At 66.8% G+C, this 23,861-nt stretch carries 21 protein-coding genes; 9 read left to right on the forward strand and 12 right to left on the reverse strand.

Translation table 11 applies throughout. From position 1 onward, the window contains the following. Positions 1–100 precede the first annotated feature (100 nt). From AB0877_RS07390 to AB0877_RS07400, 3 genes are read left to right on the forward strand one after another with little or no spacing between them, the layout of a single operon-like run. Positions 101–481, forward strand: coding sequence for a helix-turn-helix domain-containing protein (locus AB0877_RS07390; protein WP_366607528.1), 381 nt, complete (start codon positions 101–103; stop codon positions 479–481). Next, positions 469–1,605 carry a tyrosine-type recombinase/integrase gene (locus tag AB0877_RS07395; protein WP_366607530.1) on the forward strand — a complete coding sequence of 379 codons (1,137 nt, stop codon included), beginning with the start codon at positions 469–471 and terminating at the stop codon, positions 1,603–1,605. The genes AB0877_RS07390 and AB0877_RS07395 overlap by 13 nt, the downstream gene beginning before the upstream one ends. Before the next feature lie 18 nt (positions 1,606–1,623). Beyond that, positions 1,624–2,061, forward strand: a complete 438-nt coding sequence (locus AB0877_RS07400) for a hypothetical protein (RefSeq protein WP_366607532.1) — start codon at positions 1,624–1,626, stop codon at positions 2,059–2,061. Positions 2,062–2,206: 145 nt separating this feature from the next. Here AB0877_RS07400 and AB0877_RS07405 read toward each other — a convergent pair whose 3' ends face one another. After that, positions 2,207–2,458, reverse strand: coding sequence for a transcriptional regulator (locus tag AB0877_RS07405; RefSeq protein WP_366607534.1), 252 nt, complete (start codon positions 2,456–2,458; stop codon positions 2,207–2,209). Between the two features lie 53 nt (positions 2,459–2,511). Between AB0877_RS07405 and AB0877_RS07410 the strand changes: the two genes are divergently transcribed. Continuing rightward, a complete protein-coding gene (locus AB0877_RS07410) occupies positions 2,512–3,159 on the forward strand; it encodes a hypothetical protein (RefSeq protein WP_366607536.1) in 648 nt (215 codons plus the stop codon). A 9-nt stretch (positions 3,160–3,168) separates the two neighbouring features. On the opposite strand, the gene AB0877_RS07415 is transcribed toward AB0877_RS07410, so the two are convergent. The 4 genes from AB0877_RS07415 to AB0877_RS07430 form a co-directional block, all read right to left on the reverse strand. Next, complete coding sequence (locus AB0877_RS07415) at positions 3,169–3,918, reverse strand: hypothetical protein (protein ID WP_366607538.1); 750 nt, start codon at positions 3,916–3,918, stop codon at positions 3,169–3,171. A gap of 36 nt (positions 3,919–3,954) precedes the next feature. Next, a complete protein-coding gene (locus AB0877_RS07420; RefSeq protein WP_366607540.1) occupies positions 3,955–4,272 on the reverse strand; it encodes a hypothetical protein in 318 nt (105 codons plus the stop codon). Then, on the reverse strand, positions 4,265–4,921 hold the full coding sequence (locus AB0877_RS07425; protein WP_366607542.1) for a hypothetical protein: 657 nt from the start codon (positions 4,919–4,921) through the stop codon (positions 4,265–4,267). The genes AB0877_RS07420 and AB0877_RS07425 overlap by 8 nt, the downstream gene beginning before the upstream one ends. Before the next feature lie 306 nt (positions 4,922–5,227). Continuing rightward, entirely contained in the window at positions 5,228–5,611 is a 384-nt protein-coding gene (locus AB0877_RS07430) for a hypothetical protein (RefSeq protein ID WP_366607544.1), read from the reverse strand. Positions 5,612–5,908: 297 nt separating this feature from the next. Here AB0877_RS07430 and AB0877_RS07435 point away from each other — a divergent pair, with 297 nt between their 5' ends. Beyond that, on the forward strand, positions 5,909–6,520 hold the full coding sequence (locus AB0877_RS07435; protein ID WP_366607546.1) for a hypothetical protein: 612 nt from the start codon (positions 5,909–5,911) through the stop codon (positions 6,518–6,520). A 49-nt stretch (positions 6,521–6,569) separates the two neighbouring features. Here the strand turns inward: AB0877_RS07435 and AB0877_RS07440 are convergent, their stop codons facing one another. Next, positions 6,570–10,781, reverse strand: coding sequence for a trypsin-like peptidase domain-containing protein (locus tag AB0877_RS07440; RefSeq protein ID WP_366607548.1), 4,212 nt, complete (start codon positions 10,779–10,781; stop codon positions 6,570–6,572). Positions 10,782–10,813: 32 nt separating this feature from the next. After that, the gene (locus AB0877_RS07445) at positions 10,814–11,125 is read right to left on the reverse strand and encodes a trypco2 family protein (RefSeq protein WP_366607550.1); all 312 of its coding nucleotides are present in this window, start codon (positions 11,123–11,125) and stop codon (positions 10,814–10,816) included. A 1,389-nt stretch (positions 11,126–12,514) separates the two neighbouring features. Between AB0877_RS07445 and AB0877_RS07450 the strand changes: the two genes are divergently transcribed. The 4 genes from AB0877_RS07450 (at position 12,515) to AB0877_RS07465 (ending at position 19,105) form a co-directional block, all read left to right on the forward strand. Next, the gene (locus tag AB0877_RS07450; protein WP_366607551.1) at positions 12,515–13,933 is read left to right on the forward strand and encodes a hypothetical protein; all 1,419 of its coding nucleotides are present in this window, start codon (positions 12,515–12,517) and stop codon (positions 13,931–13,933) included. Beyond that, the gene (locus AB0877_RS07455) at positions 13,926–16,658 is read left to right on the forward strand and encodes a hypothetical protein (RefSeq protein WP_366607553.1); all 2,733 of its coding nucleotides are present in this window, start codon (positions 13,926–13,928) and stop codon (positions 16,656–16,658) included. The genes AB0877_RS07450 and AB0877_RS07455 overlap by 8 nt, the downstream gene beginning before the upstream one ends. Positions 16,659–17,483: 825 nt before the next feature. After that, entirely contained in the window at positions 17,484–17,729 is a 246-nt protein-coding gene (locus AB0877_RS07460; protein WP_366607554.1) for a hypothetical protein, read from the forward strand. A 419-nt stretch (positions 17,730–18,148) separates the two neighbouring features. After that, positions 18,149–19,105, forward strand: coding sequence for a hypothetical protein (locus tag AB0877_RS07465; RefSeq protein WP_366607556.1), 957 nt, complete (start codon positions 18,149–18,151; stop codon positions 19,103–19,105). Positions 19,106–19,906: 801 nt separating this feature from the next. Here AB0877_RS07465 and AB0877_RS07470 read toward each other — a convergent pair. The 5 genes from AB0877_RS07470 to AB0877_RS07490 form a co-directional block, all read right to left on the reverse strand. Further along, positions 19,907–20,725: a CPCC family cysteine-rich protein gene (locus AB0877_RS07470; protein ID WP_366607558.1), complete on the reverse strand. Its 819-nt coding sequence runs from the start codon at positions 20,723–20,725 to the stop codon at positions 19,907–19,909. 204 nt (positions 20,726–20,929) lie between these two features. Further along, a complete protein-coding gene (locus tag AB0877_RS07475; protein ID WP_366607559.1) occupies positions 20,930–22,117 on the reverse strand; it encodes a HEAT repeat domain-containing protein in 1,188 nt (395 codons plus the stop codon). A 147-nt stretch (positions 22,118–22,264) separates the two neighbouring features. Then, positions 22,265–22,843 (reverse strand): hypothetical protein, encoded by a 579-nt coding sequence (locus AB0877_RS07480; RefSeq protein WP_366607561.1) that lies wholly within the window; start codon positions 22,841–22,843, stop codon positions 22,265–22,267. A 148-nt stretch (positions 22,844–22,991) separates the two neighbouring features. Continuing rightward, a complete protein-coding gene (locus AB0877_RS07485; protein WP_366607562.1) occupies positions 22,992–23,375 on the reverse strand; it encodes a hypothetical protein in 384 nt (127 codons plus the stop codon). A 16-nt stretch (positions 23,376–23,391) separates the two neighbouring features. Further along, positions 23,392–23,850, reverse strand: a complete 459-nt coding sequence (locus tag AB0877_RS07490; RefSeq protein ID WP_366607563.1) for a hypothetical protein — start codon at positions 23,848–23,850, stop codon at positions 23,392–23,394. Between the last annotated feature and the right edge of the window lie 11 nt (positions 23,851–23,861).

Genomic DNA, 23,861 nt, shown 5'->3' on the forward strand with positions numbered 1-23,861 from the left:
CCAGCCGGCGGTGGCTCGTCGCGGCGCACCCACACCGTCCGCGACGAGCCACCACCCCGATCTCCAACCGCCAGAACCTCCGACGTTCGGGAGTCGACCGATGCCTGCCAACCAGTCCCGCGCCCGACGCCGACCACCACCGGCCGCCCCCACCCCCCACGACACAACCGTGGGCCACGGCGAGCAGGAACCGAGGCTTTACACGCCGGCCGAAGCTGCCGCCCGACTCCGCGTGCCGGAGTCATGGCTGCGCCGCCGCGCCGGCCGCCGCCAGATCCCTTGCACCTTCCTCGGCAAGCACCTGCGCTTCTCAGCCGCCGACCTCGCCGCCATCATTGCCGCCGCCGCGCAAGTCCCCACCGGCCGGCGTACTACCCGACGCCACCGACGCCACACCGGCGACTTGCCCCGCCCCGGCAGTCACGCGTCAATCACCACCCCTGACACCAACCGGACGGAGACCACACCATGGCCTGGGTAGAAAAGCGCGGCACCCGATTCCGCGTGCGCCTGCGCATGCCCGACGGAGCCGTCACCACTGACTCATCCCACGACCTGCGCGCCGACGCCGTCATCCGCGCCAAGGAGATCGACGTCGAAGCGGCCCGTGACACCTACATCGACCCCCGCGCCGGACGCATCCCCCTCGCCGACTGGGTTCCGATCTGGGAAACGACCCACCAAGCGGGCCCCGCGACCTGGGCCGCTTACCGCAGTCACCTCCGGCTGCACATCCTGCCCGCCCTCGGCCCGCTGCCGCTGGTCGACATCCGCCGCCAACACGTCAAAACCCTCGCCGTCGCCCTCGGCAAGCGCCTCTCGCCACGATCCGTCGCCGACGTGATGATGGTTCTGTCGATGGTCCTGCAAGAAGCCGTCGAAGACCGACGCCTACCCTTCAACCCCTGCCGGGGAATCCGCATCCCCAAAGGCATCCGCGGTGAGCGACCGCATGCCACCGCCGAGCAGGTCGCCGCGATCGTCGCCCGCCAAGCCCGCCCCAGCGACGGGCTGCTCATCCTCACCGCCGCCTACACCGGCATGCGGTGGGGAGAACTCACCGGACTCACCCGCGACAACGTCGACCTCACCACCGGCAGCATCCACGTGCACCCCGACGTCGGCGCCCTGCACGAGGTCGAAGGCAAGCTGTTCCTCGGCCCACCCAAGACCAACGACTCGGTGCGCCACATCCGGGTGCCCCGCTTCCTGACCACCCTCCTCGCCGTCCACCTCGCCGAACAACCCCACGACATCGTCTTCCCCGGAGCCCGCGGCCACCACCAGCGGCGCTCCAACTTCAACCGCCGGGCCTGGACACCCGCCGTCGCCGGCAACCCTCAACGGGGTATCCCACCGGTCCTGCCCGGCATGCACTTCCACGACCTGCGCCACACTCACAAGACGTGGCTCATCGAGGACGGCATACCCGAGATCGCCCAAGCCCGTCGCCTCGGTCATCGCCTGCCCGGTGTGCGCGGTATCTACAGCCACGTCACCGAGCCCATGATCGCCGCCGTCGTCGACGCGCTGCAACGTCGGTGGGAAACCACCCAGGCCGACGGTGCCAGCGACACCGTCCGACGACTGCGCGTGGTCGCCTAACGGGGGAGGATGAGAGTCATGCTTCAGGCCTTCGTCGCGGAACCACCGTGCGCGGTGTGCGGGCGCCCGGCAGCCCACGTCGAACTCGTCGCACCAGCCTCCCAGCCGGTGGACTGGCAGCGCTGGTCACCGCCGCAGCGCGACGCCTACACCGCCGCCCGACAGCGCCACAGCGGCCAGCAATGGTGGCTGCTGTTCTCCGGGATCGTGGCGGGCAACGGATCCGGCCGACCGGTGGACCCGGCAGAGGCACAACGGATCACTGACGCCTTCACCCAGCCGTACCGGTACGCCGCCGTGACCTCCGCGGGCTTTTACGACGACGCCGGATTCTGCGGCCAGTGCGACGCCCCGTACTGCTACCACCATTGGAACGTCTCCAGCACCGGCTACGGACGATGCCCGCGAGGCCACGGCAAAAGCCTCGACCCACACTGGTGGCCCGATGATTTATGAAGCCGAGGAACCGTCCTCCGGCTGCGGCAGCGCTGACCCAGGAAGACAATCCGCGATGACAGCCCGATCAGTCGTGGATCCGCACTGGGCGCCGGGCTGCTCGCGACAACCGAACAGCCGAGCCCTCTGTCCTTGCCCCGCTGGCTCACCGGCGTCGCATGATCGCGAGCAGCGTCCGGCCGCCCCCCACCTCCGTTAGAGTGACGAGTTCCCATCCTGTGTGGCTGAGGTAGTCGGCGGCCGCGAGAGCCTGGCTGATGTTGTCGCCGCCAGCGGCGTAGGCGACCACGGCAAGGTGCCGGTGAGGGTAGGCGCGTAGATCGACCAGTTGTTGCAAAACCGCCGCCGCGGTGATCGCACGGGAACGAGCGACAGACTCGACGGTCTCGTGGGGCATGCCTCGACGATAAGGGCAACCCACACGGGCGAGAACCTAACGAAGCTGACGGTATGGTCAACGGCGTGGAAGCGCGGTCCCGCAATCGGGCGTTAGTTGTCGGCCTTCTGGTAACGCTCGCGGTTACCGCAGGGTGCGACGACGGCGGATCAGCGAGGCCCCGTGCCGTCACCACCTCGCCGAGCGTTGGTGTTCCCGCCACCAGTAGCCCGGCACCCGCTGTTGACTCCTTGTACGACGCCACCAACCTTGACCTGTGCCGGCGCACCGACCTGGCACCCCTGGCGGACCTATCGGTGAAGGTCGCTCGGACCGACCCGAAGCCCCCGCTGGCGCGGCAGGGCTCGTCGTGCCTGTTCGAGATGCGCACCGCCGACGACCACCAGGCCAACCTGCTGGTGGAAACCTCCTCGTTGACGAGCGCCGAGGAGGCCGGACGCCTCTACACCGCGACCCAGCAGGTGACAGGCATGACGGCCGATGGCCCCGTCTCCGGCGTCGGCGAGGAGGCCGAGGGGTTCGTCAAGCGATCAGACCCTGGCTTCAAGTACACCGAGTACATGCTCCACGCCCGCCGCGCCAACCTGGTGGTGAAGGTCTGGCTCGCGGTCGGCGGCGACGCCTACCTGCCTACAAAGACACTCGCCGCGAAAGCGCTGGCGATCCTCAAGGCGACCTACACCGCCGTCCCGCACGCCTGACGACAGGCCCTACCCGCGGACGGCTTCGGGCCAACGGCCGCCGGGAAGCTTCGAGTAGTCACCGACCTGCGTCGCGATATGCCGGACGTTACCCAACGCGTCAACGAAACGCTCACCGATCCGCAGGAGGGTGTCCAGTCCCGCCGTGACAATATCGCCGACAGACTTGGCTAACGTGTCGATGGCCCAGGGAATGTTGACGACCGTCGTCGCGTCGACGGCGGCCTGGGCGAACTGACCCGCCAGCTTGGTGACGATCGTCGCCAGCTCCACCGCGTAGTCGACGTTGGCCCTAGCGATCTTGAACAGCCACTGACTGATGAACTCCGCCTTGAGAACGGACTCGTCAACCGCCGCCCGCTGCTTGACAGCCTTGTCGGCGTAGGCCCGTGCCGCGTCCCCGGTCCACTTGACCAGGTTCTGGTCGACTGGCTCGCTGATCGTGAACGACAGCTGGGAGACGGGCGTCTTCACCCCGGTGACCCACCGGAAGCTCATCGAAATGAGCGACAGCACCGGCATCCGATGCTCCAACGCGTGATCGACCCGGTCCATGACCTCCCGCAGGCCGCGGCGCGCGGCGTCAAGGTTGTGTTTGATCCACAGCAGCGCCGCAGGGCCAAGGAGCCACGCCCACTCGTTGACCTGCGAGACGACGTCGTTGAACCCCTCGACGGCAAGGTCCACACCGACGCGGATCTGGTCGAAGGCCTTGTTGAACGGCTCGCCGTATTCCAGGTCCGGCGGTGCGGGCTGCATCAGCTTCCGTGTCCTTCCAGGTCGTAACGTCCGTGCTTAGGCCTTGTAGATCGTGTTGAGGTCCAGCGAGATCACCTCGTCGGCCCGGTCGTAGGCGTCGGCGACGCGACGAAGGGCCTCACCGACCTGCTCAAACTCCGTCGCCGCCCCGGCGAGGATCCCGACCATGAAGGCGTGAAAGTCGCGGTACGCGGCTGAGTGGACGCCCGCGTTGACGTCGCCGATGTAGAAGGCGGAGACGTCCAAGCTCAGCCCCTCCGCGGCGGCCTTGACGGCGGTAGCGCTGTCGGACAGCTGCAACCACTTGCCGCCCTCGGTACGCAACACGTCCGTGATGACATTCAGCTCATCCACCTGGCCACCCCTCAACGTCGTGTTGATCTGCCCATGCCAGGTCGAAGGCGCCGAAGACGGACTGGGCTTCGAACCGCAGCTGACCGGCGTCGGCACGGGCGATCCGTCCCGTGTCGCCGGTGATACCGACAATGCTGCTCGCGCGAATCCGCAACGTCAGACAACCGTTGGGGCTCGTCATGACCTGCTCGACCGGGGAAACGCGCAGCTGTGCCACCCGATCCAGCTCCGCGTCGAGGCCCTGCAGCGTGCGCCAGGTCTCCCGCGACCACACGTCCTCATCGAGCTCCGGCGACGCCTGCACCGCGGTCCGTCGTGGCGGTGTCGACGGACCCTGCCCCTGCTGCAGTTGCGCCAAGGCGGCCTCTTCGAGTCCGGCACCGAGGGCGGCGCTGTAGGCCTCGAAGAGCGCCGCCGGAAATCCAGCCACGCCAACCTCGCTACGCCACCCGCGGCCAACCAGTACGGCTTTAACTCGCCGTTGAGCATCGACGACTACCGAAACCGATCTAGTGGCATCGGATCCGCCGGAATCGTCAGGATTCCCGCCCTCCCGCAAAACCTGCTCGACGCGCTGCCGAAGCCCGGCCTCATCGCCGAGAAAGTCGAGGCTTGCCAGCGACAGGCGTTGCTCGCGGCTGTCGCTCATCCGTTCCTCAGTTTCCTCACCAACCAGCGGGTGCCCGATGACCCGATCTTCGAAGGCGGGACCACCGTACGTGAAACCTTGTCAACCCGCAGTACCCATGCCCGCAGTCCTGCCACGCCGTCATCGGGGAACCGGGCCAAGTGCGCTGATCGGGCGGCTGCCGATGCCTCAGCCTTCGAGCGGAACGCCAGAGGTGCCTCCACTCGTCGCTCAGCCGAAGAAGGGACCATCGGTCGCCACCGACGGTGAGGTCTGATCGCGTACTACGGGCGCACCGACTGTTCCGTCGTCGAGGACGTCGATTGCTCACACGACTCTGACCAGGCTGTTCGAGGTATCGTTGGCCAGGTTGAAGTGCACCCATGTAGGGGCCAGCTCTACCGGCCGGCGTCGCAGGGCGGCGGCCTGCCTCGGGCACCGCGACCAGCGACGGATCGGCTTACCCTTAACGTCCGAGCCGATGTTCGGCGCCAGCGCGGCGCCAAGAGTCCATGGGTGACTGCTGGAAGGTGTCTCATTCGGTGGCTCCTGCAATGCAACCCGACCAAGTGGCGCATCCACGATTTCATCGCCGATGGTCATGAGATCACCGCGTGGACGGCGATACATCACCTCGGCGATATCCGTCCTGATCAGGATGTTGTTCTCTGGTTGACCGGAAGCACCGGCGGAGTGGTAGCGGTGGGTCACACCACCGGTCCTTCAACATCGGCCACAGAGGGGCGAGTCGACGATGGCTATTACGCCGAGCCGCCTGATCCTGTCGCCACGCGCTGCGTGATGCCCGTCCGGCTCACACGGCGATTCTTGGACCAGCCGGTGCCACGCACTGCCCTCGCTGGCGATCAGGACTTCGCTGATAGCGCGATACTCACGCGGCCGTGGTCTGGCAATCCATTTCCTCTGACAGACCGACAGTGGCTGGCCGTCGTACGACACTCGTTCGGCAGAGGCACCTCAGTGAACGGCCACCTACCCGCCGAGGCGATGACCGGCGCGACCGACCTCCTACGCCGCTTGGTCGGTCGGCGGCTGACCACAGCCTCAGGCCGACTCAACACCGTCATCGAAGTACGCCCACCACACGTCATCGTCAGCACCGAACGCAGCCCCAACGGCCAACCTGTACCGGTCGCCTGGGTCGACGATGCCCTCAGCCGCCTCCTGCGCGACGGGTGCGTCGAGCTTCACCCGCGTACCAGTACCTACCGGAGTGCGTTCATCGGAGCCGTGCTGCTCACCCTGCCGGGTGCCCGCGCGTCCGGTAGCCCTCCCGTGATCACCCTCGACGCTCCACCGCAGCTCGAGACCACAACCGGCGCATTCACCTTCGAAGGGGACCTCGAACGGTTCGGCATAGCCACCCGTCGTGGCGAGCAAGCCCTCCTGCGGCAGCGCCTTTTTGCCTCAGCCACGGACGCCGACTGTGCTATCTGCGGGGAGACGTACCCGGTCCGCTTCCTGCGCGCCGCCCACATCAAGAAGCGCGCGGTCTGTACCGAAGAAGAGGCACGCGACCTCGACCACATCGCCATGCCCGCATGCCTACTTGGGTGCGACGCCCTCTTCGAGGCTGGCTACCAGTGCAGACAGGCGTAGTGACGTTCGAGTACTGGCAGGCTGACGTGTTGGGAGAGGTTGCCAGCGGTCACCTGTCGCTGGCTACGAGGGCTAAGGTCTCGGTGGCAATCGCCGTGATCACCTCTGGATAGGGGCGAACGAGCATCGCGAGGGGTGTTCGGCTGCCTCCGGCCATGAACGCGTTGGCTGCCGTGCTGCGAACATCGGCGGGCGAATCCGCAGAGTAGCTGAGCTGGTAAAAAAGTCGCCATGCGGCTGGCGGAGCGAGTTCGTGTTGCGGTGGGTGTCGGACGGCTTCAGCTTTCCTCGCCTCCACTGAGGCTCGGGTGGTCGAGTCGATGCATTCGAACGCCCACCGGCGCCAAGTGGCGTCGGGGATGAGACTTGCGACGTTCGCAGCGCGATGCAGATCCCCCCAACGCGCGGAGGTTTGCACGATCAGAAGCAGGCCTTCAGATCGGAGTTCGGGAAAGCCGATCGAGGCGGCCGCGGTGACGGCCTCGTCCAGATCCCCCCGGCGCGTCAGTGCTCTGACAATCTCAAGGAATGCCTCCTCGCTCTTCCCCGGCACAGCGATCCGAGACGCAGCAGATTCCGCCTGTCGCACATCGCCAACCGCGGCCATGGCACTCACCACGTGGATCTGGAGCTCTGCGCGGCGATCCGAACTGTCGACCGTGGTGGCCGCCCGCTCCGCGACGGCGAAGTCGCCGATCGCCGAAGCCGCCCAGACCAGATCCGCGAGCGCCCAGTCCCGGCGGGCCGGAACGGGGATCACGGCGACCAGACGCTCGGCGATGGTCAGCAGCAGACGCGCGTCGTCGGTTCTGCCCTCGGCTGCGATGATCCGGGCTAAACGGGCAACCAACTCACCATGGGTGTCGTGATCTTCGGAGTTCTGGCCGGTTACCAGGGCGACTCCGCCAAGGATCTTGAGCAGGGATCGATCCTCTCTGAGCGACTCTGCCACCAAGCCGAGAACAGGCTCGAGCGGCTCTGTCTCGTTGGTAAGCCGTTTTACCGCGGTTATGAGCGCTGTCGTAACCGCCGAATCGCCGGCCGCAGCCGCCAGTGCGGCCATCTCAGACAAGATCTTCCGTTGCCAGGCCAGGTCAGGGATGGAACGTGCCACCAGCTCGGCCTTTTCGGCTACATCCTTGGCGGCGACATTGTCGCCGGCCTCGGCCAGCGCCCGTGCGACGGAAACCAAGGCGACCGCCCGTTCCTCCGGCTGGCGGATCTCATCCGCCAACGCCCTGGCGCGATCGAGTGCGCCTACTTCCAAGAAAGCGACGACGAAGTATTTGAGGATCGACTGCGGTGCTTGCTGCCCGATTAGGTGGAAAAGCAGATCACTGCTGCCGCCATCGAAAGCGGCGCTGACCAGCTCCGTGAGAGACTCCGACAACGGCAGCCACGGGCGACTTAGCGCCGTTTTCATGACCTGGGATAAAACCGCCGGATTGCTACTCATCGACGAGTGGCGAATGGCGGTGCACAGTAGTCTCACCTCGTTCCATCCATCAAATTTCTGCGACACTTCGGTGAGGCGACTGAGGCCACCTTGAGCCGCGGCGAGCATGGCGATCCTGCTCAACGGTTGCCTGCTGGATCGCAAGCGCCATTTCTCCACGCTGACCGCCCGGTTCAACGACTCTCGCGAGTCCTCGTGGTGCCCTGACTGCCATTGCGCCTCAGCCACCCGTAGCCATGCCTCCCTCTTCTGCTCGTCCTCTGTGTAGGACGAGATGATCGTAGCGGCCTTCGACCAGCGCGACGCACGAATTGCGGCCGTCAATTGCGCGTCGGGCACCTGGGTATCGTTCGTTGCTCTTCCACTGGAGGCTTTTTCCCAGTCGGTCAGTGCGACGACCTGATTGTGAGGGCCAGGGCGAGGCGGTTGCTCACGACGGAGGCGATGAAGTTCGGAAAGCTGGTCGAGAGCGGTTCTTTTGTCCTCGCCCGCAGGAGCGGCCTCCGCCAACGAATCGCCTAACTCGACTAATGCGCCTGCGTCAACGCCCTGGTATTCGCACTCCTCCGCTACGCGCAGGAGCACATCTATCTGTTGCGCGAGGGAGTCGAGCCGGCCGACAAGATACTCAAGATTCATCCGGTCGCCGTTGACAGCAAGTGCAGTGCCCAGTCGCACTACCAAGGGCGTCCGGTCTTGTTCGGCGGAAAACGCGGCTAGGATTCCGAGCTCCTGGTCTAGAAGCGCCCGGACCGGGGCATCCGGCGCGACCATTGCGGCGACGGTCGCCTCGGTTCGCCTTTTAGCGTCGGGGATCTGGCGGAGCATCCCGGCAACCCGTTCCCAGTCACGGCCGGAGACTGCCTGGATGAGCACCCTTTCGAGCGCGGCCTCGCGTCGGCCCGGATCGGTGATCGACTCAGCCAGCGTGGCCGCGCGATCCATGAGCCCGAGTTGAGCCCAGAGCTCCGGGATGTCCGGTCTGATGGTGAGATTCCGGTGCACCAGGAAGTCGTGATGTACCGCCAATCGGCCGATCGAGACTAGGTCGGGCTCTGGCTCGGTCAGCAGGGTTCGCTGTGCGGCCTCGATGTCGGCAAGTGCCGCGGTGTCTGCGTGCAGTCGGGACAACATGCAGTCGTGGCGCGCCTGGTCGGTGCCGCTGGCCACCATCCGTGGCAGGTCACGCGTCTCGCGGAGCAGGCCGGAGTAACCACGCAGGAGGTAGTCGGGTGTCTCCACGGGCCATCCCCGGCCCCGGTACCTGTCCGCCCACTGGTGAATGCGATCGCGGTAGCGAGCCAACTCGGCTGATCCGAGCCGCTCCACAGCCATCGTCCGGAGCGCGTCGTGAGCGAAGAGGAATACGCCCTCTCTTCGCTCGATGGTGCGTCCGAACACGCCGTTGAGCACGTCGTCGATCGCGTGGCGAGGAAGTGCTGTCAGCTCAGCCAGGTCGTCGAGAGCGAGGCCGCCTCCTGACGCCGTGAGCAGCCCGACCAGGTCCCGGGGGACGCCATCAGAAGCGAGATGTCGGCCGAGTTCTCGGGTCGCCTCCCGGGCGATGCCCTCGGCGTGAGGGGACGGCGTCAGCTCGACCACCCGGCAGCGGCGGAGCGGATGGTCGTCCGGAACGTCGGCCGGGATCGGCGGGTGTGGGCGCCCTGACACGATCACCTTTAGGCCCGGACCTGGACGCGGTGGCAACAGTGAGGCGATGCTCGGCACCTCGGAACCAGGTGAGGTACCGGTATCTTCGTCGAGTCCGTCGACGACGATGACCAGGCGCTGCCGTGACGCCGCCGCCCGGCACGCGGCGTCGGCCAGGAGTTGGCGGCGAAGCGCGTCGCGTGCGGCGGGCCCGGTGCTCGGTGGCAGCTCCCGACCGAGGATCTTGGCTAACTGATCCACGAGCGCCTCGGTGAAGGCGGTGCTGTTCGACTGTCCGGCAAGCCGGCCGGTGACGAAGAACGACACCACCTGAACCCCGGCCGGAGGGGTCAAGATGAAGCTGGACATCAATGCTGTCTTGCCCGCCCAAGGAGACGCCTGCCACCAGACGTACGCTTCGTCGCCGGCGCAGAACCCGGTCAGCGCATCCATCTCGAGCGCCCGGCCGACGAGGTTCTCTGGCGCGATGTCCCGAGCCTGGGCTTGATAGGCGGAGGTTGAGGTGATCGCGACGTCGTTGAGTGGCTCATCCCGCTCCATGCCCAGTCCGCCGAGGACCTCAGCCCGTTCCCTTCCGGTCACCCGGTCAAGCCATGTGACCAGCGGTATCGCGGTCAGCCGGTTGAGGCCCTCGCGCCGTTGGTGCTGCGCAACCACGGCGATCAGTCGGCCATCGGCGAAAACCGGTCCACCAGACATTCCTTCCCAGGGCGACCGCCCCTGTTCTGGATCAGTTGCCGGCGGAGCCACGTTGATCTGGAGAGTGCCTTCCCGCCGATTGGCCAGCAGCGCGGCGGTTCCAGGTTCCGTCGCCGATTCCCGGAACCGCCCACCGCGGAGCTTCCACCGGGGGAACCCGGCGACGTACACATCGAGCACGGCCGCAGCGGCATTGACCCGGCCGAGAGGCGCAGGCTCGGCCGTGTCCGTGGCCGGGCACCTGAGCAGCGCGAGATCCGACTCGGCGTCAACGTTGGTGATCTCGACGGTCGTCGCGGTCGCGGTTGGCAGGCCCGAGTTGAAGCGGGCCTCTATCCGGCTTGCCCCCTCGACCACATGGCGGGCGGTCAGCACGGTGGAAGAGGTCACCAGATACCCCGAGCCCCGGTAGATTCCGTCGGCCCGCTCGACCACGATCTCTACGAGACGATCAGGGCGCACTACCGCTATTCCTCGCTGTCCACCGCCGGACCGGACACCCAGGGCGACTCTTCCACCTCGCCCATCAGCCGCGGGCTCAGCACGACCTTGACGTGGTGTCGGGTAGTGGTCGCCCGCTCCTTACCGGCGTCCGCGTCCACGACGACGAGCTTGACCTTTGCCGCGCCCCTGGCGACCTTCATCACGGCGATCTCGAGTTCCAGCTCAACCGACTCGAGCCGGAAGCGTAGATCCTTGCCCTCGCCCTCCCACATGGCCCTGGCCAGATCGCCGCGAACCTTTCGGATCACGTCGTAAAGCTCCACCTCGTCCGACATGCTGCCCATAGTCGCAATCGAAAGCCCGCCGCGTAATCCCACTACCGACCGATGCCGATAGTTGCTGCGCCCGCAGGCCCAGCTCCCCGGCCCCTGTCGCCCCGCTTCTAAGTGCCGAAACCTCCGCACATGTATACAGGCTCACGGCTAGTCCTACTGCCCAGCCGGTCATAAGGCCAGTGGACGACCCGCGGCCCAGCCGCTCGGACAGCGCGACGCAGCTGCCCAGCAACACCAGTTGCGCGATGCCGTACGTGGCGAAGCCGAAGAACAGCGCCGCAGTTTTTTCGCCGGCGTCGAGGTCCGCGTTCGGCCCTCCACCAGCGGCGATGGCCAAGGCAACCGTGATTCCAGTGGCAAGGGCTTGCCCAGCGAGGGCGATAACTGCTCCGGCGACAGTCGCTCTGGTTATCGGCACCGCCGGAGCGTGGCACACGTCGACCGTCGGCGGTTGGGAGGATCGACACCGTACGTGTTGTGATCGCCGACGCCGCCGCGATCATCGAAGCTCAGGGAATGCGACCGACCGCTGGGCGTCCGCCTGCACCCCGGGACGATGCCCGCCGATCAGCCGCCAAGGGTCTCGCGCCGAGATCGGGGGAGCAGATTGGGAGCAGATGGGTGCACCAAACGCCGTTGAACAGCTTCCAACGGCACCCAGCGGCATTCAACTGCACCCGCTACGACCTGCACGCTTCCGTTTCCGCAGGTCAGAGTCGGTGCGGCGTCCTGCTTCCCGCGGAGTGCTCCGCGTTTTCGCAGAGCGCTCGACAGCTTTCTATGCGGCCTGGTAGAGGAGTATGCGCAGGTCACAGCGGTAAGGAGCTGCTGGGTCGCCTGGCCTTGCAAGTGGGAGCAGATTGGGTGCAGGTTGGCGAAGTGGTCACCGCTACCGAAGAGCTCACCGACGCTGGACAGAGTGAAGGGCGCTGACCTGCGGCGATGCGGGCGAGCGGCCCGGCGTGACCTCCCGGAGAACACCGAAGTGGTCAGTGTTGGCTGCTCTCCGCCTGCCTACTGCCGGCTTGTCGTCCCGGGCCCACCTACGCCAGTCGCGAGACCATCCTGCATCGACGTTTGGCTCTAGATCCGCCGTGGCGGAGTCTTGTCGGGGTTCCGTCGGCTGAGACCCGAATCCCACAGGCAACCCGCTGACCAGGGCTTTCTGGGCGGTGACCTCTTCGGCGAACCCGAAGGAGTCACCGTCGACTTGATTCTTGCGTTTCTGGTCCTCGTGTTCACGAGCTTGGTCGTCACCCTGGCTCTCACCTCGACGCTCGTCTGTGCTTGCGCCGAGTCGGAGCCGGCGGCAGACTGGCGGCCGTGGTGACTGGTCCTGCCTGGTCGTCTTCTGGATCAAGGACTTACACGGGCCGGTTTCCGCTGTCGGTGGAGCGGTTCACCATGAACGTTGTAGATCGGCTTGTCCCCGGGGTCACGACGGTTACTCTCAACGCCCGCTACTACGCGCTTCACGGCCTGATCTCTGCGGAGGCGCAGCGGCGGGGCCTGGCCCGCGGCGCGGCACAGAGCCTGTTGCGCCGGGCTGAGGTCGTCGTTGGGGCGGTGTCGGCGCGTCACTACCGCGCCGCTGGCTCCGCCCACGAGGCGCTGTCCCGACCACATGGTTACGACGAGATCCTGAGGCGGGCGTCGGACGGCGGTGTGAATGTGGCGGAATTGGCCGCGCCGGGTGTCTACGCCAAACCGAATTGGGGTTTTTGGCCGGCGTACCGGGGCTCCGAGGTTCTGCTTCGAATCGTGACCAGAGCCGACGACATCGGTCCCGGTGACCAGATGGATACCGGCCCTGTCGCTCAAGGGCTCGGCGACGTGCTCGACCTGGTCAGCAGGCGGACGCTCGACGACGCGATGCTCGACGCCTACGAGTCGTTGTGCGTCTGCCATTCGGCCACTAGCGCGGACGGCGCTTGGCTCGCCCGACTATTCGCCGCCCCGGAGGCCGAGACGCTCGCGACGCGGGCCGGTGTCCGCCGGCAGACACTGCGCATGATCGCGCGCGTCATTCAGCTGACGGAGGTCCGCCGGGTAACCCGGGACGTGTCCCGGTTTCTGGCATTCGAGCCGGAGGCGATGAGCGACCCGGTGTTGTCCGCATTGGAGCTGTCCGACGAGTGGCGGGGCCTCATCCTGCGCAACTACTCCGTCACGGCGTGGCGGAGCCTCTGGGCGTGGCTTGTCAACGGCATCCAAGGGATCACGCCCCGCGCGGAGCTGGCCGCGCATCTTGCGGACCTGCTACCCGATAGCACCGTGGGGGCGTTCCGGGATGGGCTGCCACCATCCATGGACAGCGCGGGACAGCCGGTGCCCGCCGAGCACGATCGGGGGCTGATGGGCCTGAACATTCCCGTACGCGACCTCAGCGTGCTGGCCCTCGGCGCTCGCCGTGTGCATGAGCTGGCCGGTCGGCAGCTGCACGGCTTCGAGGGACACGTGGCGCAGGATCGCTACGAGGAGCTGGCGCCGCGGTGGTTGGCCGACCAGCTTGACCGATGGCACGACAGGCCGCTGCGCGACTTTGCCCGATGGCTCACCGACACGATGGTCGACCGGTCCCAGCGACTCGCGCTGGCCAAAGCCCGCCTCGATCCCCGAAAGGGCGTTCTCAAGGTTCCCACTCGGGTGCATCTACGCGATGACCTGCTGTTCCGCGACTCCGACGAGACTGCCGGTTCCGCCTCTCTGCGGTGGGACCAAGTGGCCGGCATCCTCGCCGGCATGGGCCTGCTCGCCCGCACCGACGAGGTATGGGAGATCGGTGGCCGGGGGGACCTCATTGCTTGACCAGCCCGCCGTCGTCGTCGGCGACTATCAGAACGCCGGCGACGTTGTCACAGTGCCGTCGCCTCTGCCGTACATCTTCGCCGAGGAGAAACACGCCGATCGGCAGGCCCGGGAGGCCCTGTTCTGCACCTTCAACGCGGACCTCGGCTTCTTCGAGCGTGCCGTGCTCGGCGTCACCCAGGCGACCGGCGCCCGCGTCACGGTCGTTGGCGATCTACGCATGTCGAAGCCGGATCCGCGCGCCGCCCGAAACGCCGGCACCCGCTACATACACGGGCTCGCCGCCACCCCTACCGGGAGCGCATTCCACCCCAAGCTCACCGTCATCGCGGGGCCTGCGCGGGCCCTGGTTTCCGTCGGCTCGGGCAACCTCTCGGTCGGTGGCTGGCACCTCAACGCCGAAACCTGGACGATCGCCGCCGCAGATCGCAACAGATGCCCGCAGCTGGTCCTCGACGCGGCCGAATGGCTGCGCAGCGTCGTCCGGCTGTGCGCGATCAGCCCGCCCGCCGCCGACGCGATGGGTCGCACCGCCGCCGCCCTCGAAGCGTTCAACGACGGCCAGGTCGTCGACACTGGCCACCGCCTGTTGCACACCTCCGAGGCTCCCATCATCGACCAGCTGCCGGCCACGCCCGTGAGGTGCCTGCGGCTGTACGCGCCGTTTCACGACGAGCGCGCCGAGGCTATCCAGGAGCTGCTGCTGCGGCTGACCCCGGCACGCGTCACGCTGGCCGTGCAGTCCGGTCACCGGACCGTCGTGCAACCCGAGGCGATAGCCCGCGTGATCGACGATCTCGGCATAGACCTCGAGGTGGTGGAGGACCGTCACTGCTCCTACCGCCACGGCAAGCTCGTCGAAGCTATCGGCGACGATGGCGCCTGTTGGACGCTCACCGGCAGTCCCAACCTGTCCTCGGTGGCTCTGCTCAAATCCGTCGCAGACGGCGGCAACGTCGAGCTCGGTGTCCTCGCCCAGCCCTCCGCATCGCTGTTTCCCGGCGGCGTGCCGATCCGCCTCGACGAGGTGCCCGCCGTGCGTATTAGCGCGACCAAACACGTCGACATGGCCACCGGGGCCACGCTTCTCGCGGCGACCCGCGCTGCCGATGGATTGCACGTCACGTTCGCCTGCCCCACGCCCTGCCCGGTACGGGTCGAGGCCTCCGCACACACCGACTTCGACACCTGGGCCGACGTCGGCGCCGTTCCCGAAGGCGCCGTCCACCGCTTCATCGCTGGCGTCGACCTGCCCGGCGGATCCCGGGTGCGGACGGTGTGGACCGCGCACGGCGTCACGCGCGACGGGAACCTGGTGTTCGTAACCGATCCCGCACGCACGATGCTCCGCCTGGGTGACGAGCCACGCGGAAGGGCCCAGGGACCGATCGAGCTCCTCGCCGACGCCCGCCTGGCCGAACGGTGGCTCCACGGGGTCCGCCAACTCGCCGCCGCGCGCGCCAGCATCGCCCTGCCCGCAGTGGGTGGAACCGGCGGCCCCGCTGGCGAGTCGGATGCCTCCACCGGCACGCCGAAGCTCGACAGCGATCCCGAGGACTGGCTGCGCTACAGCGACGACGCGAAGAGCCGGCTCGGGGCGGCCATGTTCCACTTCTCCCTCGGCGGGTTCGCGGCCCTCTCCGCCGCCACCATGACCTACGGCAGCGACCTGCTCCAGCCAACCGACTTGCTCAGCGACGAGCGCGCCGCCGGACTCGACGAAGACGACGCGAATACCGTTAACGACGACATCGACCCCTCAACCGGGGAGAACGCCGAGGCCGACAGCCCTGGCAGCGCAGACGGCGAGAGCGACCCGGACGACGACATCGATGAGCGAGCGCTGCGCGAGCTGCGCCGCATCGGCCGCGCCCTAACCCGTGCTGTTCGTAACGACCTCGCCCACCTGCCCGCAGTCGACCGTCTGGCTGTGGGGACGCTCGTGCTCGTCGGCGTCGAGTTGGGTGCCTGGGAGACGCCTTACGGCGAGCACGGATGGATCAGCGTGCTCGCCGGGGTGGTGGAGACGCTCGACCTCGACGACCGTCCACCGGCCATCGAGGCCAACGTCGCGAGCGTGGCTGCAGTCGCTCTCTACCTCATCCGGGATCACCTACCCACGACGGGCCGCCCCGCCGAGTACCTCCGCTACGAGACAGCCGCCCACCGAGCCGCTCATCTCGTTGTCGCCGCCAACGCCAATCTGGTGGCCGACCACGCGGAAGCTATCAGCAACAGCCGGGGCTTTCCCATTGACCCGGACGACGTCATGCGCACTGTGGCGATGATCGTTGATGACGACCCGATCGCCACCGCCATCGACCTACTGGAGGATCGCCGGCCGGCTTGGCGGGTAAGCCGGCACGCCGACACCGCACTCCACGTCGGCGGCACCTTTACCAACCCGTTCCCCGCGGCTGCCGAAGTCCTCGACGCCATCGACGGTGCCGACGTCGCTGCCGTTTGGGCCACCAGCGCCAACGGCAGATGGGCTATCGCCGCTCGGGCCGCTGACGACCTAATGCGGGTCGAGCAGCGCGACGGAGCGGTGCAATGGTGGCATTACCGGGTCACTGTGCTCGGCGACGCCACCCGCATCGCCCGGGACAACGATTTTGCCAGCCGCGTGCGCATCCACCATGGTCCGCTCAACAGTCCCTTCCCTGAAGCGCTGACCCTGCTCGCCAACGCCGGCATCGATGTCGCGGCGGGACCACCCGAGTAAGGCGATCGTGAGGCCGCCGGGGCAACGCCTGGCCGCCTTCTTCGCGCTGAACGCCGGCGACGCTCGATGAGGAGGCGGTCCGCGAGTATTGCCGGCGTTACTTGGCCCGGTCCCTCGTGCCCGGGGTCGTCTTCGTCAAAAATCTGCCCCGACACGTCAACCGGCAGAGCCTGACCCGTGACCTCGGCCACTACTACGGCTGAGGTGGGCACTTATCGCAAACCGCATCCTATTTGCACGGATCTGGCCATAATGTCTTTAGATGCATGGGAATCTCATCGCGGCTTTCCCGTTCGCACATTCTCATCGGTGACTGTCTACTTTGTAAGGCGAGTGACGGCATGCGCCCGGTCGGACACGAACGACTGGCGAAACGCGAACAAGGGGACTGCGATGAATCTCCCGCACTACACGGGCGACGAAGGCGACGAGGCCCACCTCATGCGGTGGTGCCGCAGGCTACGGCACATCCTTGCTGTCGAGGCCCGCTCGAACTCGACAATGATCACGATGTCACATGTGTCTGGCTACTCTCGGTTATCTCCCTGACGGGATCCCGACATGCAGGCAAAGAAGAATCTCCTTCTCAAATGCTTTCTGCAACTTGCATAACTCAAGGGCAACGGAATGTCCACTTAGGTGATGATTTTGCGTCGTCGCGGAATACACGACCAGTCTCCACGGCGTCGGACATCCTGTGCGAAGAGGCGCCGGGCCCCCGAGGCGGACATCACACCCTCGCAGGTACACGCTGAGTCGTCACTCACGCTCGATCCGCCCGTTATTCATCAAGCACGGGACACTCACGTTCTTCTCGGTACACCGGTGACCGAGAAGAACAAGCAGGGGCCAGATGAGGTCCCCGAAGAGCAACGTCCCGCCGACCGAGCGTCGCAGCCAGCGCCGTCCAGTCCGGCCCGAAGGGGAGTGACGGAAGCGGCCATCGCGGCTGAGCTTGCAGCTGAACTGCTGCAAGCGATGGGGCGCGATGGCCTTGCCGTCGCCGCCAAGGCCATCGCCCACCTGCTGCACCTGATCGCCGTCTTTGGAAGGAAAGACGATCAGGCGTAGCGATATCGGTACGGGGTCGGCAGCTAGCCGGCCCCGTACCATTCGTAGTCAAGAACGACGTCCACGTCTAGTTGTAACGGACGTGGGACACCTTGACAGTCTCCGCTACTTCGTACTCAAGCGTCGACCTGGTCCTCAAAGCACACGAACCCGATGCCCGCTGGCTCAGCCCGCAAAGGTCTCGAGCGGCCGATCGTCCCCGTTCCTTGCCGTGTCCGGGCGCCGTTAGGTCCGGATGCGTCCTACGCAGCGTCCCACTGAGTCGGTCCGGGTGCCGTGCGGACGTGTCGGTGAGAAGACACTTGATCTTGGTGGCATTAGGCGCTGACAACGGTCGTGGTGTAAGGGTTGCCTGGTGAGGACGCGCGCTGGTGCGCGGCTTAGGGTGGTGGACGATCTTCCTCCCGTACTGTTCCCGCGTGCCGGACAATACGAGTTCTCTGCGCCTTCGCTGGGCGATTCTGGGGCCGCCCCTTGCGACGGTCCTCATGCTTGGCGTCGTTGTCGTGCTCGGCGCGGTGAAGGGCAGCGATCCGGCGCTGTGGATGCGTCCGGCGGTGCTGGCTCCGGGCGGCACGCTGGTGCTGCTCTGGTGGCACGTGGTGGTCCGTCCGCGGCATCGCTGGTGGGCACTTGGTGCCGCTCTTGCGGTGACGATCGTTGCCTACCTGCTGCTGTACCGGCTGATCCTCACCGGACTGCCGATCCCATGGGACGGCGTGGTCAGCTTCGCGCTCGCCGGCTGGCTGGGAGCCTTCGCCTACGTCACCGTCACTCAGCAACCCACGGCGCAGATGTCTCACGGCAAGGCCTCCGAGGGCAGCACGATCGCGCCGGGCGAGGTGTACGAGGAGCGGTTCGGCTTCACCCGCCGCGACCTGCTGCTCATACCTACCAGCGCGGTCTTCGTAGCCGTTGGCGTCGCGCTTCTCCGCGACGAACTTCTGCCCGGCTTGAGTGCCATCGTGTTTGGCGGCGCGTTCCTGCTGCTGCGGCTCGTCAGCGTGCTGAGCCGCCGTGTGGCGCTGCGCGTCGACGCGGCTGGGATCACGTTGGGTCAAACGCCACCCTGGCCGTCCTTACACACCGCGGTGGTGCCGTGGTCCGACATCGAGGCTGTCGTGCTGTGGACGCAACAGGCCGGCCCGACCACGGTCCCGTACGTCGGGCTGCAGCGGCGCCCCGGCTTGCCGCCGCTGCCGGGCTCGGCGCGCTCGCGCGGCCTGCGGCGGATGAACCATGCGCTCGTCCCGCACGTGCCGCCGGCCGTCCTCGCCGACAGCCGACCGGCGACCCTCTGGCGACTGCGCCGGCCAAGCATTGAGGCGGCGGTCCGCCACTTCGCACCCGCGGTGGAAATCGTCGACGCGGGCTGAGGGTTCCTCACCAAGCCCACGAAGGCGTTCATACGGGCGTTGATAGATAGCCGACGATCCGACGCTGGTCCGGTGCGGACCCAAGACCGGGGGAGCAGGCTGGGAGCAACAGCGTGCACTGAACGTCCTTGAACCGCATCCAACGGCGTCCAACGTCCCCCAACTGCACCCACCCCTACCTGCGGCTTTACATTTGCCCAGGCCAGAGTTGGTGCAGCGTCCTGGTTCCCGCGGAGTGCTCTGCGGTTCTGCGCAGCAGTCAACATCGCCCTATGTCGCCTGGCCAGGGAGTGTGCGCAGGTCAGGGCGGTAAGGAGCCGTTACTTGGCCCGGCCTTGCAACTGGGAGCAGATTGGGCGCAGGTTGGCGAAGAGGTCACCGCAGCCGAAGTGCTCACCGCCGGCGGACAGAGACGAGAGCTCTGACCTGCGGCGATGCGATCAAGCGGTGCGGTGTGACCTCCCAGTAGAGGTCGAAGTAGTCAGGCATGTCGTTCCGGGATGGCTGGCGTTGGCCGGTATCTCGAGTCGCCTAACGCCGTGCCTGTAGGTCTGCTGTAGATCGATCTGCAGCATTGTCGGCGAGCCTGCTGGAGTCCATTACGGTACCGTCATCTGAGACGCCGATCCCACGGGCAGCGACGTGACCAGGCCCTTCAGTCCGGAGACCCCTTCGGCAGACCCGAAGGCGTCAGCCTTGGCGCACCCCGCGGAAGCGGTAGCAGAGTCCGCACCTGTGGAAGAGCGATCCCCACGCGTCTCAATCAATTTCGCGAGCGGACGAAACATGGCGCGAGCGCCTTTACGAACGGTCCCCGCCTCGAGCTGGCATCCACCGCACGACGATCAGCCCCGTGATGTAGTAACCGTCTTCATCGACGCGGGTGGCAACGTCGAGTTCGACTGTCGTCGCCGTGGTGCGTAACCGGTGGACTTCCCAGTGGCGATACCGCAGGTCGCGTAGCCAGGCTTGCTCAACCTCTCCCGCGACACGCATCGGTGATGCCGCCGGCTCGGCGATACATACAGCCGTGATCTGCTGGGCAGGGTCGGGGCCTATCGTCACGGTCACCTCCCGGATCGAAGGGCACCGAAACAGGTAGTGGTCGAAATCGATCGACATGCCCGAGAGATTGTCCGGATCGGCCGGGGTTGCCACAGACGCGACTGCGCGGACTGCCTCGGCGAAGCCGGTTGGATCGGCGTCGTCCACTGGCGGCTCGGGGAAACCGATGGCCGGCATGTCATCCCACCAAGTCCGGCCCGTGCGTCGGCGCCACCAATACAGGACGGTCCGATCATCCGGCCAAGCCGCCAGGGCGCCACCGCCTGGCTCGAAGCGGTCCCCTTGAAGGTCGATCGTCCGCCAGTGCGGATCTCTGCCATAGTCGGCCGGGTCGGCTCGGTTCTCAACGAGGCTGTCCTCGTCACTCCCGCCGTACCTGCCGAAGTTGCGTTGCGCGTCAATCAATGAGGATTTGTTCGCACCGCCTGCCCGGTACGGCCAACGCAACTGGTAGACATCGTCCTCCCAGCGGCACACAGGGCAGATTCCGTGTGAGCCCGGCGGATCCCCCAACGTGCGGTAGCCGCAACAGACACACGGGTATGGGAGGTCCACGCGGTCAGTGTGTCCGACACCCGTGCCCGTGCCAATGTCTGCCGCAGACCTTCGGTGTGCAGAGCGACCACAGCGACGCTTCGGGCGTCGAGTGAGTCTGTCTTGCGGCCCTGACCGGTGGGGAACACCCGGGCCTTCGCGGACAGCCTCGCAGGAACGTCCACGACGGTCTCACCAGCGGATCGCTGACTGTGGGCCGCCGGGTCAGCGAGCGGTGGGGTTGGTCAGTCGGTCCAGTTCGGTGGCGGCGAGTCCGCGCAGGGTCTGATCAGGGTCGCGGGTATACCGGCGGAGGATGTCCGGGGCGGCGTCAGGCGCGACATGTCGTGCCACGACTGCGACCCGCTGACGGACCAATGGATCCGGATCGTCCACCAACTCGACCAAGAGATGCCCCCGGTGCCACGCAGCCTCGCCACCGGCGCTGGCGAGTCCGCTGAGGGTCGCCGCCCGTACTGCGGCCTCGCCGTCTCGTGCCAGCATCGTGAGTTGCGGCGCCACGCGGGGATCCGAGTCGGCCACCTTCGCGAGCGCTTTGGCGGCTTGGACGCGCAGCTGCGGGTCCTGGTCGGCAGCCAGCACCAGCAGCGTATCGACCGCCGCCGGCCCTCCGACCGAACCGAGTGCCTCCGCAGCGTCCTCGCGGACGTGCCGGTCGGGGTCGTGGAGGAGCCGTTGCAGAGCCCCGGTCGCCTCGTGACTGCCGAGTCGCCCGAGTGCGTAGGCGACCACGGACCGTACTCGCGGTGTCGGGTCGGCGGCGAGGGCAACGAGCGGTGCGACCGCGTCAGCCCGGCCCGTGTAGCCAAGCCTGCTCGCGGCCGATACCCGTACCTGCTCGTTTAGGTCACGCAACGCCAGAACGAGCGCGCCGAATGCCCAGTCGTCGCCGGCTGGGTCAGGGATCGAGCCGACCGCCATGGATCTGATCTCCGGGTCGGCGTCGGTCGCGGCTGCGGCCAGCAGGTCGACATCCTGTGCTTCGACCATGAACCCGAGCGCCCACAGCCCCACACGGCGCAGCTCCGGCGTATCACCCGTGGCGAAATCACGCACCACACCCCGGCCGGTCGCTCGATCTGTGTGCAGCAGCTCGATGATCTCGGCCTGCAAGCTGTCCTGGTCGTCCCCGAGATCACGCGCCGAAGCGCGTAGCAGCACCGGCAGCGCCGCCGCACCATCGATGCCAGCCAAGACACTGGCAATCAGGTCCCGGCCGTAGAAATTCCCCTCGTCGAGGAACCGGTCCAGTACCCTTTGCAGCCGGGGTACCAAGGCGGTGTCCCCGGATGCCGTCAGGGCCGTGACGGTTGGCGCGATGTCGTCGTAATCGTCCTCAAGCTCGACGGCATGCCGGACCACAGCCTCCAACGCCCCACCGCTGTCGATCATCCGGTCACCATGCCACGCGATCGACCGGTGGGGGAACGCCGTATCCAGGCAAGCAGGCTCTGTGGATCATGTACGGATCTGCCGCAGACAACGCGCGCTGCCCAGTGTCACCCAACCCGATTGAGTCGGCCCTCGGTCGTGCTGGTTTCAGAGCACATTCGATGCCTCAATAATGGTGGCCGTTCCTACCGCGGGCTGGCCCTCGTGCATGGTGATCGTCATGCCCGGCTGCAGGTGACGCCAGAGGGCTGGGGACAGTGGGCCCAGGCGGACCGACCCGGTGGCGCCTGGTGGCAACGCTGGCGTGGACTCCACCCAGATGCGTGCCACGAGCAGATCGGGGTCGCCCGCGGCCGTACGCCGGCCGAGGTCCCACAGTGGCCGGAGGATGCCCTTGCCCGGGATTGGTGTTCCCCGGCCTCCTTCGGTGGGCGACAGGAGCCGCAACTCCGCGCGGACGATCCCGTGGATGCTCTCCCACCGACCCCACCGGCACCACGCTGCCGCGTCGGAGAGCCACATCAGCTCGGCGCTGTCTATCAGCAGATCCCACCAAGCGACCGGCGGTCGCCAACCCGTGTCGAGGTCCGCAAGGAGATCGAGCGCGACCTCCCACTCGTCGTGGTCGAGGTACTCGCGTACGTCCACCACCGTCACGCCGGCGTCGTTGACGACATCAACCGGGACCATGCCTGCGGCCCGAGCGAGCAGATCGGCAACATCCACCTGCGGATTATTCAACGTCGCCGCAGCATCAGCGCAACAGCTCCTACCGACGCACGGATCGGCCACTAAGCGGGCGGAACCTCTCGGTCGCGCTTATTTGGTAGGCGACCTGCGTCCGCGAGCAGTTCGCCGAGTGGATGGTTGACGGCTAGCGCGTGGTCTTCGGCGTCGGCGCGGGTGGGAACAGTTGACGCAGCGTCGGACCGATGGCCGTGGCCAGCGTGCCGTCGTCGCCGGAGTGCATGACCAGGTTGACCACCCCCGTTGCGACGTCGCCGGTGCGGGCTTCGGCAGCTGCGGCCGCGATGTCGGACGGTGTGAGATGGGCGAGTAACTGCCGCACCAGAACACCTTCGCCCCAGAATGCCTCTGCAGGAATGGGGAGCCGGCCCAGCCAGGACAGCAGGATCACCGCCCTGCCGGTGGCTGAGGGCGTGGCGGCGGTGAGCCGTCGACGGACATCGTCGACGTGCATATCGGATAGCTCGCCGCATTGCTGACCGGTGGTGGCGACCAACACGGGATGCAGCACGTTAGGAACCCCACGCTCAATCAGGTACCGCTTGCCCTCTGGCCCGGTGGGGCCGGAACTGCGGGCGGCCGTCCTGCAGGTTGAGCAGGTCGGCCATGGGCGCCAGGAATGACGTCAGCTGGTCCGGTACACCGAGCCCTGCCAGAAACAGGTGAAGCGCCCCGGGATCTGCCACGACGAGGTCGTTACGGAACCGCGACCGCTCCCAACTGACCGAGCCGTGGCCATGCAAACCAGTGCTGGCGAGCACCTCGCCCGCCACATCGCGGAGCACGATCGTCGGCCCACCGTGACAACGACAAATGTCACCGATGAAGCGACCTGTCGTGGTCAACACGCGTGCCGTATCAACCGATCCAGAATTTGGGAGCTCGGCCAGAATTGCACGACCGGCAAGAGGACCATTGTCTTCACCACCGTCGACGATCTGCACGGCGTGTGCCCGAGACCAGACATCGTCGAGCCACTCGATCATGGGGACCTCCC

The organism is Micromonospora sp. NPDC047644 (assembly GCF_040704315.1).
In the GTDB taxonomy this organism is placed as follows: Bacteria; Actinomycetota; Actinomycetes; order Mycobacteriales; family Micromonosporaceae; genus Micromonospora.

What these genes read in the sequence shown, in the direction of transcription:
- AB0877_RS07415 (WP_366607538.1), bottom strand. Translation starts at nt 3,918, where the DNA reads ATGCAGCCCGCACCGCCGGACCTGGAATACGGCGAGCCGTTCAACAAG.
- AB0877_RS07390 (WP_366607528.1), top strand. Translation starts at nt 101, where the DNA reads ATGCCTGCCAACCAGTCCCGCGCCCGACGCCGACCACCACCGGCCGCC.
- AB0877_RS07425 (WP_366607542.1), bottom strand. Translation starts at nt 4,921, where the DNA reads ATGAGCGACAGCCGCGAGCAACGCCTGTCGCTGGCAAGCCTCGACTTT.
- AB0877_RS07405 (WP_366607534.1), bottom strand. Translation starts at nt 2,458, where the DNA reads ATGCCCCACGAGACCGTCGAGTCTGTCGCTCGTTCCCGTGCGATCACC.
- AB0877_RS07400 (WP_366607532.1), top strand. Translation starts at nt 1,624, where the DNA reads ATGCTTCAGGCCTTCGTCGCGGAACCACCGTGCGCGGTGTGCGGGCGC.
- AB0877_RS07445 (WP_366607550.1), bottom strand. Translation starts at nt 11,125, where the DNA reads ATGTCGGACGAGGTGGAGCTTTACGACGTGATCCGAAAGGTTCGCGGC.
- AB0877_RS07435 (WP_366607546.1), top strand. Translation starts at nt 5,909, where the DNA reads ATGACCGGCGCGACCGACCTCCTACGCCGCTTGGTCGGTCGGCGGCTG.
- AB0877_RS07395 (WP_366607530.1), top strand. Translation starts at nt 469, where the DNA reads ATGGCCTGGGTAGAAAAGCGCGGCACCCGATTCCGCGTGCGCCTGCGC.
- AB0877_RS07410 (WP_366607536.1), top strand. Translation starts at nt 2,512, where the DNA reads ATGGTCAACGGCGTGGAAGCGCGGTCCCGCAATCGGGCGTTAGTTGTC.
- AB0877_RS07475 (WP_366607559.1), bottom strand. Translation starts at nt 22,117, where the DNA reads ATGATCGACAGCGGTGGGGCGTTGGAGGCTGTGGTCCGGCATGCCGTC.
- AB0877_RS07490 (WP_366607563.1), bottom strand. Translation starts at nt 23,850, where the DNA reads ATGATCGAGTGGCTCGACGATGTCTGGTCTCGGGCACACGCCGTGCAG.